General features: G+C 73.7%; 11 protein-coding genes. 8 read left to right on the top strand and 3 right to left on the bottom strand.

Features of this window, described 5'->3' with window-relative positions; genetic code table 11:
- Positions 1-6 precede the first annotated feature (6 nt).
- The 3 genes from ABTZ03_RS18950 to ABTZ03_RS18960 all read left to right on the top strand — a co-directional run bounded on the left by ABTZ03_RS18950 (position 7) and on the right by ABTZ03_RS18960 (position 3,928).
- Complete coding sequence (locus ABTZ03_RS18950; RefSeq protein ID WP_350514141.1) at positions 7-1,242, top strand: RCC1-like domain-containing protein; 1,236 nt, start codon at positions 7-9, stop codon at positions 1,240-1,242.
- 223 nt (positions 1,243-1,465) lie between these two features.
- The gene (locus tag ABTZ03_RS18955) at positions 1,466-2,185 is read left to right on the top strand and encodes a hypothetical protein (RefSeq protein WP_350514142.1); all 720 of its coding nucleotides are present in this window, start codon (positions 1,466-1,468) and stop codon (positions 2,183-2,185) included.
- A 117-nt stretch (positions 2,186-2,302) separates the two neighbouring features.
- Positions 2,303-3,928, top strand: a complete 1,626-nt coding sequence (locus ABTZ03_RS18960) for a multicopper oxidase family protein (RefSeq protein WP_350514143.1) — start codon at positions 2,303-2,305, stop codon at positions 3,926-3,928.
- 35 nt (positions 3,929-3,963) lie between these two features.
- Here the strand turns inward: ABTZ03_RS18960 and ABTZ03_RS18965 are convergent, their stop codons facing one another.
- Positions 3,964-5,685, bottom strand: coding sequence for a methyltransferase (locus ABTZ03_RS18965; protein WP_350514144.1), 1,722 nt, complete (start codon positions 5,683-5,685; stop codon positions 3,964-3,966).
- A gap of 34 nt (positions 5,686-5,719) precedes the next feature.
- Positions 5,720-6,943 carry a 4-hydroxybenzoate 3-monooxygenase gene (locus ABTZ03_RS18970; protein WP_350514145.1) on the bottom strand — a complete coding sequence of 408 codons (1,224 nt, stop codon included), beginning with the start codon at positions 6,941-6,943 and terminating at the stop codon, positions 5,720-5,722.
- A gap of 291 nt (positions 6,944-7,234) precedes the next feature.
- On the opposite strand from ABTZ03_RS18970, the gene ABTZ03_RS18975 reads away from it, so the two are divergent.
- The 4 genes from ABTZ03_RS18975 to ABTZ03_RS18990 all read left to right on the top strand — a co-directional run bounded on the left by ABTZ03_RS18975 (position 7,235) and on the right by ABTZ03_RS18990 (position 11,280).
- The gene (locus tag ABTZ03_RS18975) at positions 7,235-8,107 is read left to right on the top strand and encodes an SIS domain-containing protein (RefSeq protein ID WP_350514146.1); all 873 of its coding nucleotides are present in this window, start codon (positions 7,235-7,237) and stop codon (positions 8,105-8,107) included.
- Between the two features lie 63 nt (positions 8,108-8,170).
- Complete coding sequence (locus tag ABTZ03_RS18980) at positions 8,171-8,929, top strand: DeoR/GlpR family DNA-binding transcription regulator (protein ID WP_350514147.1); 759 nt, start codon at positions 8,171-8,173, stop codon at positions 8,927-8,929.
- A gap of 300 nt (positions 8,930-9,229) precedes the next feature.
- A complete protein-coding gene (locus ABTZ03_RS18985; protein ID WP_350514148.1) occupies positions 9,230-10,318 on the top strand; it encodes a peptidoglycan recognition protein family protein in 1,089 nt (362 codons plus the stop codon).
- A gap of 236 nt (positions 10,319-10,554) precedes the next feature.
- The gene (locus tag ABTZ03_RS18990; RefSeq protein ID WP_350514149.1) at positions 10,555-11,280 is read left to right on the top strand and encodes a peptidoglycan-binding domain-containing protein; all 726 of its coding nucleotides are present in this window, start codon (positions 10,555-10,557) and stop codon (positions 11,278-11,280) included.
- A gap of 180 nt (positions 11,281-11,460) precedes the next feature.
- Here ABTZ03_RS18990 and ABTZ03_RS18995 read toward each other — a convergent pair whose 3' ends face one another.
- Positions 11,461-11,964, bottom strand: a complete 504-nt coding sequence (locus tag ABTZ03_RS18995; protein ID WP_350514150.1) for a helix-turn-helix domain-containing protein — start codon at positions 11,962-11,964, stop codon at positions 11,461-11,463.
- A gap of 370 nt (positions 11,965-12,334) precedes the next feature.
- Here ABTZ03_RS18995 and ABTZ03_RS19000 point away from each other — a divergent pair, with 370 nt between their 5' ends.
- A complete protein-coding gene (locus ABTZ03_RS19000) occupies positions 12,335-13,354 on the top strand; it encodes a DUF2690 domain-containing protein (protein ID WP_350514151.1) in 1,020 nt (339 codons plus the stop codon).
- Positions 13,355-13,364 lie beyond the last annotated feature (10 nt).

Raw genomic sequence — 13,364 nt, forward strand, 5'->3', positions numbered from 1 at the left:
CAGCACATGACGAACCCCCGTACCGCGCGCCGCAGTCGGCTGCGCCCGGCGCTCGCCGCGACTGTCGCCGCGCTGACCGCGCTCGGCCTGGCGGCGATGCCGGCCGGCACCGCGCACGCCCAGGAGAAGCGGCTCAAGTCCTGGGGCAACAACCGCTCCGGCCAGCTCGGCGACGGCACCTGGACCGACTTCCGCACCACCGCCACCTCGGTCCTGGGGCTGACCAGCGCCGAGGTGGTGAAGATCGCCGCCGGTGGGTCCAGCCCCACCATCGGCCACGGGCTGGCGCTGCTGACCGACCGTACGGTCCAGTCCTGGGGCGCCAACAGCTCCGGCCAGCTCGGCGACGGCACGGTGTTCAGCCACAACGCGCCCGGCCAGGTGGTCAACCTCAACAACGCCACCGACATCGCGGCCGGCGGCCAGCACAGCCTGGCCCTGCTGGCCGACCAGACCGTGGTCGCCTGGGGCCGGAACAACTACGGCCAGCTCGGCAACGGCACCAACACCGACAGCAGCGTGCCGGTCCGGGTCGAAGGCCTCAACAAGGTGATCGCGATCGCGGCGGGCCTCAACCACAGCATCGCGCTGCGCGAGGACGGCACCGTCTGGGCCTGGGGCTACAACATCAACGGCCAGCTGGGCGACGGCACTTCGGCCAGCCGTAATGTGCCGTCCCCGGTCAGCAACCTGACCGGGGTGACCCGGATCGCGGCCGGCTGCAACCACAACCTGGCGCTGGTCGGCCCGCCGAGCGGCCCCGCCAAGCCCACCAGCGGCAACGCGGTGAAGGCCTGGGGCTACAACGCCACCGGCCAGCTCGGCGACAACAGCACCATCAACCGCTACACCCCGGTCGACACCCAGGGCATCTGGCTCGGCGGGGTCTCCCAGATCGCGGCCGGCTGCAACCACAGCCTGGCGGTCACCGACAGCGACAACAAGCTGAAGGCCTGGGGGCAGAACACCTCCGGCCAGATCGGCGACGGCACGACCGACTACCGGATCACCCCGGTGCCCGTCCCGGGGGTCACCGGCGTCCAGCTGGTGGCCGGTGGGCGCGAGCACACCATCGCCCTGCTCGGCAACAACTCGGTGCAGTCCTGGGGCAACAACGGCTCCGGTCAGCTCGGCAACGGCACCACGACGGACAGCAGCACTCCGGTGACCTCGCTCACCGCGCTGACCGGCGTGGACAAGATCGCGGCTCCGGTGGGCGGGGACTTCAGCCTGGCCAACTAGCCTGTCGGCACTCCCGGTTGCCGCTCCGGCCCCGACGGGATCTCCGTCGGGGCCGGAGCGGGTGCGGATCAGTCCTCCCCGGACCGTCCTCTGTCCGCGCCGTACCCGGACCCACGAACGGCCCGCACCGAAACGACCTGCTCGAACGTCAGGTTCCTTGTAACATCTGCGCGTTCGGACTCGGCCGTGCGGGCCGGGCGTACGGGGACAGGGGTGCGGGGCCGTGGCGGGAACCATCACGTTATGGGTGTTCGGACTGCTCTGCTTCGTCGTGGCCTTCGCGAAGGAGGCCGCGAGCGGGGCGGGGATCAGTCTGCCCGGCCCGAAGAGCGGGGGAGCCCGGGTCGGGGTGGTCGCGGTCGGGGTGCTGGCGCTGATCCTGGGGACGGCCATCAAGCCGAGCGGGGGCGAGCCCTCGACCCCGGCGGCGGGCACGGTGGCGTCCGGGTCGACCGTCGGCGGCGGGTCGAACCAGCCGGTGTCCGTACCGGCCACCCAGAACCCGGCCACCCAGAACCCGCCGCCCGCGAACCCGGCCACGCCGAGCTCGACCGAGCCGGCGGTGGCCTGGAGCGGCCAGGTCGCCATCACGATGGAGGGCGGGGCCGACTTCGACCTCACCCCGCCGGGGCGTCACCCCGGCTTCCCCCAGGGCATCTACGCGACCGGGTTCACCGACACCACGGCCGTGCTGCGGGAGGAGATCCAGCCGGAGCACGACAGTTTCGGCATCTGGACCGGCCAGGCGCCGCCCTCCGGCGCGGCCTGCGCGGACTGGGCGGCCAGCCATCCGGGTGACTCGGCGCACGTCAACGTCGGCACGACGGTCTGCCTGAAGACGCCCGGCGGGCGCACCGCGCTGATCAAGATCGACTCCATCGCCCCGGCGGACTACCAGTTGGAGGCCACGGTGACGGTCTGGGCGACCGGAAAGGCGTCCTGAGTCCGAACGCCCTGAAGTGCCGGTCCCGGGCCCGAGGGTCATGAATCGGCAATGTCCTGCGGGGCGCGCGGTGTGCTTTCCGGGCGCCCCTGGCGAGCTGATCTAGATTGCCCGACCATGACCGAAAATGTCGGAATCAGTCGTCGATCGATGCTCAAGGTGCTTCCCGCCGCCGTCCTGGTGGCGACGGCCGACGGGATCCGCTCCCCGCAGCACGCGGCCGCGGCGCCCACGGCCTTCCCGCAGCCGGCCGTCCACACCGCCCGGCGGTCGCTGCTGGAGCAGACGCTCGACGTGCGGTTCACGGACACCGTCGTCCCCGGCTACGGGACGGCCACCACCCGGACCTACAACGGCACCGTCCCCGGCCCGACCCTGCGGCTGCGCGGCGGGGACACCCTACGGCTGACCCAGGTCAACGGCCTGCCGCCGAACGGCCCCCACGACGGCGGCCACAACCGGCCGCACGGCTTCAACAGCTTCAACCTGCACACCCACGGCCTGCACGTCGACCCCTCCGGGGACGCCGACAACGTGCTCCGGGTGTTCGCCCCGCGCACCGCCGAGGAGGTCGACGCGGGCGCGCCCGAGCCGCGGTACCTGACCGTCATCGACATCCCGGAGGACCACCCGGCCGGCACCCACTGGTACCACCCGCACCTGCACGGGGCCACCTCGGTGCAGATCGTCGGCGGGATGGCCGGGGTCCTGATCGTCGAGGGCGACGTCGACGAGGTGCCCGAGATCGCGGCCGCCGCCGACCTGGTGGTCTGCGTCAACGAACTGCGGCTCAAGGACGGCAAGGTCCCCGACTTCGCCTCCGGCGGCGCCCTGGCCGCCGTCCCGCCCACCCTGACCGTGAACGGCGCGGTCAACCCCACCCTGACGCTGCGCCCGGGCGAGGTGCAGCGCTGGCGGCTGGTCTGCGCGACGGCGTTCACCGCGCTGCCGCTGCGGCTCACCGGGGACGGGTCGGACCTCACCTTCCACCAGATCGCCCAGGACGGCGTGACCTTCCCGGCCGTGGTCGCCACCGACACGGTCCGGCTGGCGATGGGCAACCGGGCCGACGTGCTGGTCCGGGGCGGCGACCCCGGCCGCTACCGGCTGCGCGCCGAGGGCGTGGCCGAGCCGCTGATGACGGTCGAGGTGACGGGCGAGCCGGTCGAACCGCCGATGGACCTGCCGAGCGCACTGCCGGCCGGCAAGCCCTTCCTGGACGAGGACGACCTCACCGACCCGGACGCCGACCGCGAGGTGGTCTTCCACGTCGACCCCGGGGTGTTCACCGGGCCGTTCCCCAACGCCTTCCGGATGCTGGGCACCCAGGCGACCCCGGCGGCCGACCCGGACGGCGACCCCGCCCGGGACCGGGCGCACGGCCTGTTCGACCCCGGCTTCGTCAACCACGTCCTGGAGCTGGACACCGTCGAACGCTGGACGCTGCGCACCGACGAGACCAAGGCGGCCTTCCACCACCCCTTCCACCTGCACACCAACCACGTCCTGGTCACCCACCGCAACGGCGAGCCGCTCGACCCACCGGTCTGGCAGGACACCGTCGACCTGGCCGGCGGCAAGCCCGGTGACACCGTCACCTTCCTGGTCCGCTACGAGGACTTCACCGGCCGGGCCGTCGCCCACTGCCACCAGCTCCAGCACGAGGACCTCGGCATGATGCAGCTCGTCGACTACGTCGAGTCCCGCCGCCCGGCCCGGGCATCCCGCCGCCCGGCACCGTAGCGCCCGGCGGCGGGACCGGCGGGGGAGCGGCCGAACTACCTCCCGGCGTGGGCCGGGGTGCGGAGGGCCGGCTCGGTCGGGGCCGGGACGGCGGCCCTGCGGGCGTGCAGGACGGCGGCGCCCAGCGGGAGCGGGGAGTGGTCCAGCAGGTGCAGCCCGGCGTCGGCGAGCAGGCGGGCGTAGTGCTCGGCGGTGCGTTCGCGGCCGCCGGTGTTGCACCTCATGTGCAGGTCCCACGCGGTGGCCAGCGAGGTCGAGCCGTCGGCGGGCAGCAGCCGTTCGACGATCAGCAGGTCGGCGTGGGCGGGCATGGCGCGGGCGATGTGGTGCAGGATCTCCCGGCAGCGCTCGTCCTCCCAGTCGTGCAGCACCCGGGACAGCAGGTAGACGTCCGCGTCCGCCGGGACGTCCGCGAAGTCGCCCGCCAGGTAGCCGCAGCGCGCGCCCAGACCGGCGGCGTCCAGCTGGCGGCGCGCCGCCTCGACGGCGTGCGGGCGCTCCAGCAGGAGCCCGTGCAGCCGCGGGTGGGCGGTCAGCAGCCGGCCGAGCAGTTCGCCGTTGCCGCCGGCGATGTCGACGACCGTCCCGGAGCCGGCCGAGGCCACGACCGGGTGGTCCGGCAGCGGGTCGAACATCCGGGCGCTGGCGGCCATGGACAGGTCGAAGAGCTCGGCGAGCTCGGGGTCCTTGGCGAAGTGGTCGAAGTGGTTCTCGCCGAAGAGGTGGTCGAAGGCGGCCTGCCCGGTGCGGACGGTGTGCTCCAGCTCCCCGAAGGAGCGGTAGAACGGGCCGCCGTACATCAGCGCCAGCGGCCGCATCGAGCCCGGGGCGTCGGCGCGCAGCAGGGCGCCGGTCGCGGTGAGCCGGTAGCCGTCCGGGTGTTGGGCGACGGCGCCCAGCATGGTGAGGTAGCGCAGCAGGGTGGCGAGGCTCTGCGGGTCGGCACCGAGGTCGCGGGCCAGGACGTCCGGGGCCGTCGAGGTGCGGGTGTCCAGGGCGTCGGGCAGGCCCAACCGGGCGGCGACGGCCAGGGCCTGGGTGGTCCAGGCGCCGGTGAGCTGGGTCAGCAGGGCTTCGGCGGGCTGCCCGGCCGGGTCCTGTCCGAGGTGGTCGGCGAGCACCGCGCGGTGGTCGCCGTGGGCGAACAGTTCGACCCGCCGGTAGCCGGTGCGGGATCCGGCCGGGGCGGTGAAGTAGAGGACGGTGGAGTCCTCGTGGGGGTTGTACCCGCCGCCGTCGGGGGTAGCGCCGTGCCGGGTGAGCAGGGCGCACAGGCCGCGCAGCGCCAGCGGCTCGGGGTGGGTGAGCTCGAAGGCGAGGTGCGCCTCGTGCTGGTGGGCGCGTTCGTGGGCGGCGAGGGCCTCCAGGTCGGAGCCGGGCGGCACGATCAGGGCGAACACCTCGACGGTGCGCCCGCCCCGCGGTCCGGGCACCGTCGGACGCAGGATGGTGACGTCGAGTTCGGCCTCGGCGCGGCCGTGCCGGCGGGCGAGTCGGCCGCGGACCACCACGCTGGGCTGCGGTTCCGCGCCGAAGTGCAGTCCGGCGGAGTCGAGTTGGGCGTGCAGGGTGGCGCGGTCCGGGGGCAGCACGAGCAGGGCGGCGTGCGAGAAGCGGCAGCTGTCGGCCAGGGCCCGGCGGTCCGGGCCGTCGAGGCCGGGCAGCAGGAGCGGGAGCAGGCTCGCGGTGTCGTGCTCCCTGACGAAGTCGGCCGTCGCGCGCAGGCGGGCGGTGTCGTCGAGGGGGGTCGTGGTCATGGGGAGGGAGTCCTCGTTCCGGTGGGCAGGGCGGTCAGATGCCGACGTAGTTCTCGGCGAACCAGTCCTGGTGGGTGCGCGAGGTGCGCAGGGATTCGACGCGGGAGCGCCGCATGGATTCGTGGAAGAACGATTCCTCTGCCGGTCCGACGGTGGGGTTCAGCAGCGGGGAGTGCAGGAGTTGGATCATCCAGTGGGCGAACTCCTGGGCCCGCCAGATGTGCTGGAGGCAGCGCTCGGAGTAGCGGTCCAGGGCCCGGGAGTCGCCGTGGGTGAGCTCGTCGACCAGTGCCTCGGCGAGGAGCTCGGCCTCCAGGACGGCGAGGTTGGCGCCCTTGGCGGCGGCGGGCGCGGGCAGGCTGGCGGCGTCCCCGGCGAGCAGGAGCGAGCCGTGCCGCAGCGGCTCGATCACATCGGACTCCAGGTCTATGACGGAGCGTTGGAGGATCCGGCCGTGGCGCAGCGGCCCGTGTTCGGCGGCGCCCATCCGGCGGTCGAGGGCCGCCCAGATCCGGTCCTCGGACCAGGCGTCGGCGGGGGTGCCGCGCTCGCACTGGAGGTAGTAGCGGGTGATGTCGGCGGTGCGGGCCATGTGGCCGGCGAAGCCGTCGGGGTGCATCGCGTAGCCGACGGCGTCCAGGCTCGGGGGCGCCTCGGCGATCAGGCCGAGCCAGCTGACGCCGTGGTCGCGCTGGTGCCGCAGGGTGCCGGCCGGGAGGGAGCGCCGGGCGGCGCCGTGGCGGCCGTCGCAGCCGGCCACGTACCGGGCCCGCCATCGGCCGGGGCGGCCCTCGGTGTCCCGCACGTCGACGGTGGGGTTCGGGCCGGCGGCGTCCCGCACGGACTGCGCCTCCGTCCCGAAGGCGATCCGGCCACCGGCCTCCAGGTAGTGGGTCAGGAGGTCGTCGACCAGGTCCTGTTGGGGGTAGACGGTGTGCAGTTCGCGGCGGCCGAGGGCGCCGTAGTCGAGTCTGAAGCTGCCGTTCTCGGTGCGGAACTCGCAGGTGCCGTGCGGCTGTCCGCGCCGGTGCAGGCCTGCGGCCAGGCCGTGGCGGTCGAGCACCCGGACGGTGTTGGCGGCCAGGAACCCGGCCCGGGCCCTGGTCTGCACATGGGCGCGGTCGGCGCGTTCGAGGACGACGCAGTCGATCCCGGCGGCGTGCAGGAGGTTCCCGAGGGTGAGTCCGGCCGGGCCGGCGCCGAGGATGACGACATCGGCGGTTTCCTCGACTGTTCGGTTTGTCTGACGTTCAGTCACAGTACGGGGAGCTTAGCTTTTGCTGGATACACGGCAAGGCCGGAATAGCTCGGACTAGTGAATAGCGTGATGATCTTCACCACTCCTTTGCCTGACCGGGAAGTTCGCCGTCCGGCCGCAGGTGACGGGCGGTACGGCGGGATGGGCGGGCCGGGCGTCGGGGGAGCGGTAGGGGAGCGACGGGCTGCTCGAAGCTGATCGAATCTGCGCACTCTTGTGCAATCTGCGAAGGCTCAACTATAAATCGATCAGCGCCACGCATGTTCGTGCAGTCCCGCGCAGGAGGACCTGATGGCCCACGTCGACGAAGAGATCGCCAGCCAGCCCGAATGCTGGCAGCGCGCCCTGGAACTGTCCCCGCGTCACCTGCCCGAGCCCGACGAACGGATCGCTGTGATCGGCTGCGGCACCTCGTTCTACATCGCCCAGGCCTACGCGGCCCTGCGCGAATCCCTCGGACTCGGCGAGACGGACGCCTACCCGGCCTCGGAGTTCCCGGCCGCCCGCCGCTACGACCGGGTGGTCGCGCTCTCCCGCTCCGGCACCACCACCGAGGTGCTGGACGCCCTCGCCCGGACCAGGGCCGCCGAGACGGTGGCGATCACCGCCGACCCGCGCACCCCGATCGGCGCCGCCGCCCGCCACCTGGTGGCGCTGGAGTTCGCCGACGAGCGGTCCGTCGTCCAGACCAGGTTCGCCACCACCGCCCTCGCCCTGCTCCGCGCCCACCTGGGCGGCGCGCCGGCCGACCTGCCCGACCAGGCCCGGGCCGCGCTCGCCGCGCCGCTGCCCGGCGCGGGACTGGAGGCCCGGCAGTTCACCTTCCTCGGGACGGGCTGGAGCTGCGGGGTGGCGAACGAGGCCGCGCTCAAGGTCCGGGAGGCCTCCGGCTCCTGGACCGAGGCCTACCCGGCCATGGAGTACCGGCACGGCCCGATCAGCGTCAGCGGCCCGGACGGGCTGGTCTGGTTCCTCGGCGAGCCGCCGGACGGACTGGTCCGGCAGGCCGAGGCGACCGGCGCCGCGGTCAGCGTGCCGCGGCTCGACCCGCTGGCCGAACTGATCCGGGTCCAGCGGCTGGCCGTCGGCCTCGCCGTGCGGCGCGGCCTCGACCCGGACCGGCCCCGCCACCTCACCCGCTCGATCGTGCTGGACCAGCCCTGACCCGCCCCGGCGGGCGTCCGTCGACCGGCCGGTCGTCGATCCGGGCTGAACTACACTCCGTCCATGCTCAAAGCTGATCGCGCCGCCAGGATCGTGTCGCACATCGCCGAGGCGGGGAGCGCGGACGTGCACACGCTCTCCGACCTGCTCGGGGTGTCGGACGCGACCGTGCGCCGGGACTTGCAGGAACTGCAGGACCAGGGGCTGCTCCAGCGCACCCGCGGCGGCGCGGTGACCGGCGCGATCAACCTGGAGATCCCGCTGCGGCACCGCGGCGACCAGCAGCAGGAGGAGAAGCGCCGGATCGCCCGGGCCGCCGCCGAACTGGTGCCGGACGGTGCCGTGGTGGGCCTCACCGGTGGCACCACCACCACCGAACTGGCCCGGGTGCTGGCCGAGCGCGGCAACCTCACCGTGGTCACCAACGCCGTCAACATCGCCGCGGAGCTGATCGTGCGCCCCGAGGTCCGGTTGGTGGTGATCGGCGGCCTCGCCCGCTCGGCCAGCTACGAACTGGTCGGCCCGGCCGCCGACCGGATGCTGGAGCAGTACCACCTCGACCTGGCCTTCATCGGGGTGGACGGCCTGACCGTGCAGCAGGGCTGCACCACCCACGACGAGATGGAGGCGCAGACCGACCGGGCCTTCCTGCGCAGCAGCGCCCACTCCGTCGTGCTCGCCGACCGGACCAAGGTCGGCCGGGTCACCTTCGCCTCGATCTGCCCGCTCTCCGAGGTCCACGACCTGGTGACGGACGCCGGACTGCCGGACGCCCAGGAGCAGGCGATCGCCGAGAGCGGCGTCCGGGTGCGCCGGGCCTGAAGCCCGTCCGGGGACAGGGCCCGTGGCCCGCACCACCGTCCCGGGACGGGAGTCCGACGACGGGTCCGGGGTCCGTACCGCCGTCCCGGGACGGGCGGTGGGACGCGGCGGGGACGGTGAAGCGTGGTGGACGGCCGCATCGCGCTCCTAGCGTGGCGAACGCCCGGTCCGGCGGCTCCGGACCGGGTGTCCGCCCGCAAGCCGCGCACCCCTGCCGGCCCCTGCCCCCGCGCCGTCAACCCGCCCGGGGGCAGGGGCCGGTCCGTTCCCTCCCGGCCCCTAAGGACCAGGTGATCCCGTATGAACGCCGTTGACCCCGCCGCCGCCTCCGTCGGCCCCGGCCGCCGCACCTTCCTGGCCGGCGCCCTCGCCGTCGGCACCGGTGCCCTGTTCGGCTCCGCGCTGACCACCGGGGTGGCCGCCGCCGCCACCGGCCCGGTGATCGCCGACACCGGCGCCTGGGGCGCCCGGCCCGCGAGCAGCCCGCTCAACTTCGTGGCGGGTGCGCCGGACAAGGTGATCGTGCACCACACCGCGACGCCCAACGTGACGGACTACTCGCAGGCCGCCGCCTTCTCGCTGGCCCGGTCGATGCAGGCCTACCAGATGGACAGCGAGCACTGGATCGACACCGGCCAGCACTTCACCGTCAGCCGCGGCGCCTACATCACGGAGGGCCGGCACAGCAGCCTGGCCACCCTGCGGGGCGGCACCCAGCACGTCGAGTCGGCCCACTGCACCGCGCAGAACACGGTGGCGATCGGCATCGAGAACGAGGGCACCTACACCACCGTCGACCCGCGCAGCGAGCAGTACGCGGCGCTGATCGACCTGATCACCTACATCTGCCAGCAGTACGGACTGCGCGCCTACCAGGTCTACGGCCACCGGGACTTCAACACCACCGAGTGCCCCGGTGACCGCCTCTACGCGCTGATCCCGCAGATCCGCCGGGACGTCGCGGCCCGGATCGGCGGGGACCCGACCGGCCCGGTCTGGCCGGTGCTCAGCAGCGGCGCCTCGGGCGAGAACGTGAAGACCCTGCAGTACCTGCTGGTCCAGCGCGGCCAGTCGCTGACCGTGGACGGCGCGTACGGGCCCGCCACCCAGGCCGCCGTCACGGCCTTCCAGAACACCACCCACGCCTCGGCCGACGGCGTCGCGGGCAACCAGACCTGGAGCCAGGCGGTGGCGCCGCTGTCCCGCGGCGCCTCCGGCAGCGCGGTGCAGGGTGTGCAGAGCCAGCTGGTGGCGCACGGCATCCAGGTGAGCGTGGACGGCGCCTTCGGCCCGGGGACTCAGGCCGGGGTGACGAGCTTCCAGTCCTCGGCCGGGCTGCCCGCCGACGGCGTGGTGGACGCCCGCACCTGGAGCCGGCTGCTCGGCTGAACCACCCGCCGGTGACCGGCCCGTCCCACCGGGGCGGGCCGGTCACCGGCCGTTCCGCACCGTCCTCCCACCGTCCTCCTCCCGGTCCTCCGACGGCCTGCCGGGGCGGCCCGCCGGGCCCGTCCCACGGCGTCCCCGGACGTCCCCGCTGCCGCCGAACCCCCTGTGGGACGGCCGGACGGCCCCGAGAGTGGGCGGCACCGCCTGATCACCCGACAGGCATCTGAGGGGATGGGATGACCGTGAAGAAAACCTCGGCCCTGCGCGGACTCGCCGCGGCCGTGCTCGCCTTCGTCGCACTGGCCCTGCTGCCGGCCCAGGCCCAGGCGACCGACAGCACGACCTGGGTCCAGCGCAACCTGGTGGGCATCGGCTACCTGGCCGCCAGCGGCGTCGACGGCTCGTACGGCCCGCAGACCACCGCCGCCGTCCGCAGCTTCCAGCACGACAACGGCCTCGACGAGGACGGCGTCTACGGCGCCCGCACCGAACTCGCCCTGCACAACAAGGTCGCCGAGGTTCAGCGGGCGGCCGGCACGGGCGCGGACGGCGCCTACGGCTCCGGCACCACGAGCTCGGTCGGCGACTGGCAGCGCAACCACAACCTGAGCGCCGACGGCATCGCCGGCCCGGCCACCATGGACGCGATGCACGTCGCCCGCACCGTGCAGATCACCGCCCAGTGGAAGTTCCCCGCCCACGGCTGGAGCGTCAGCGGCCAGTTCGGCTGCCTGGACCAGATCTACGTGCACGAGAGCGGCTGGAAGGTCTACGCCACCAACCCCTCCTCCGGTGCGTACGGCATCCCGCAGTCGCTGCCCGGCGACAAGATGGCCAGCGCCGGATCCGACTGGCAGACCAACCCGGCCACTCAGCTCCAGTGGGGCCTGGACTACATCAAGGGCCGCTACGGCGACCCGTGCTCGGCCTGGAGCTTCTGGCAGGCCCACAACTGGTACTGACGGGCCCCGTGCGGGGCCGTGACCGGTGGCGGTCCCCGGACCGGTGACCTACACCGTGTCGTGGCCGCACACGGACGGGCACCGCGCCCTCCCCACGGGGCGCGGTGCCTTTTTTCCGTCCCTCCTCGTCCTTCCGATCGGATTCCCGCCGGGTACCGCCGGGAGTTCCGGTACGACCGGTCAGATCTCCCGGCGCAGCGTCCGCCGGCCGGCGGCGGCCAGCACCCCGCCCGCCCCGACGGCCAGCGTGAACAGGACCAGCCCCCGCAGCCGGACGGCCTCCCGGCGGTGCGGACAGTCGGCGTGCGCCCCGCCGGATCCCTCCGGGTGGCCCGGTGCGCCGTCGGACGGCTGCCCGTCGTCCGGGGCTGCGCCGGCCGCGCCGACACCGGGCGTGGGGGCGCCCGGCAGGGTGAGCACGATGCGGCGGCTCTCGGCGAGTTGCCACAGTTCCAACAGCTGTTCGGCATCGCCCCCGCAGACCGACGCGATGCTCTGCACCGCGTCGCGCGGAGGGAACTGCTTGCCGTTGACCCAGCGCTCCCACGAGGACTTCGCGTAGTGGGTGCGCTCACTGAGCCGGGCGTAGGTGAGGCCCGATCCGGACTTCAGTGACTGCAGTTCGCCGGCCAGGCGGTCGGCGGGTGACGGCGTTGTGATCTCGGACGCGTGGTGGCGGCCCATGAGGTATTTCCCCGAACTTCCTCTGAGATGACCGTTGTGGTGCTCCGTGGTGCACCGGGCGCCCTCGGCTGCTCCCACCCCGTCGAGGTCTTTACCCGGACCTGAACCGGTGTTGACCTCGGGGCTACCCGGCGCGCCCAACTCTGCGCGAACGTGCACGGATCTTCGACCACCTACGCGGGATCTGAGACGACCCGCCCCGTCCCAGGGCCGCTGAGCTGCGACTTGGGACGACGGGCGGGCCACGGTTGAGACAGCGGACCCGGGCGGCGGGGGGACGGAACGGGACCGGCGCGGGACGCGATTAAACTGATCACCCGAAAGAGGATCGGTCCGTGTCTGCCGTTGACCCCCAGAGGTGCCCCCCACGATGAGTCAGTCCTGGAAGCCGCTTCCCGGGGACCTTTCGGACCCCGCGCGGCGGCTCGCCGAAGAACTGCGCGCGGTCAAGGACGCGCACGGGATCTCGCTCGCCGAACTCGGCAAGCGGACCTACCTCAGCAAGGCCTCCTGGGAGCGCTGGCTGAACGGGAAGCGCCTGATCACCGCCCAGGCGCTGGCCGGCCTGACCGCCGCGTTCGACTGCGACGCGGAGCTGCTGACCTCCCTGCTGCGGGAGGCCGAGGCGGCCGCCCGCGACGCGGGCGGGGTACCGGAGGCCGCGGCTCCGCCCGCGGCCGAGGCCCCCGCGGTCGAGGCCCCCACCGAGCCCGCGCCCGAGCCCGTTGCCGTCCCCGCCGCCGTCCCTGTCCCGCAGGCCGTCCCACAGGCCGTCCCACGGGCCGACCTCCCGGCCGCCCTCGCCCGCGCCGCCGGGTGGCGCCGGCCGCAGGCCCTGCTCGCCGTCGCGGTCGTCGCCGTGTTCGTCCTGACCGTGAGCCTCTACCTGCACGGCCTGAGCGTCGGGGGCAGCGCCGAGGCGGCGACCGGCAAACCCCCGGCCCCGACCGCGGTACCGACCGTGGACACCATGGAGGTCCTGCCCGCCCCGCTCTGCCGGGATGTCGGTTGCGTCGGCAAGGACCCGACGACCATGGGCTGCGAGGCCGACGACCGCACCCTGCTGACCGGCAACATCGGCAAGGTCGTCCTGTACGTCCACTACAGCCCGCGCTGCCGGGCGGCCTGGGCGGGCATCACCGACGGCGCCCCCGGGGACACCGCCACCATCACCACCAGCACCGGCAGGCAGGAGGGCACGGTGATCAACTGGGGCTACGACAACTACTCGAAGATGGTCGACGCCGGCGCACCGGGCATCGCCCTGCGGGTGTGCGGCCACCAGCAGGAGGGCGACGGCTGCACCGGTCTGGTCACCAACCCCGCCGCCTGGGGCGCCTCGGCGACCTCCGCCGCCCCGAGCACGGCGGCTGCGACCCCGACCCCCTGAGCGGACCCGG

This window comes from Kitasatospora sp. NPDC096077, assembly GCF_040303245.1.
In the GTDB taxonomy this organism is placed as follows: Bacteria; Actinomycetota; Actinomycetes; order Streptomycetales; family Streptomycetaceae; genus Kitasatospora.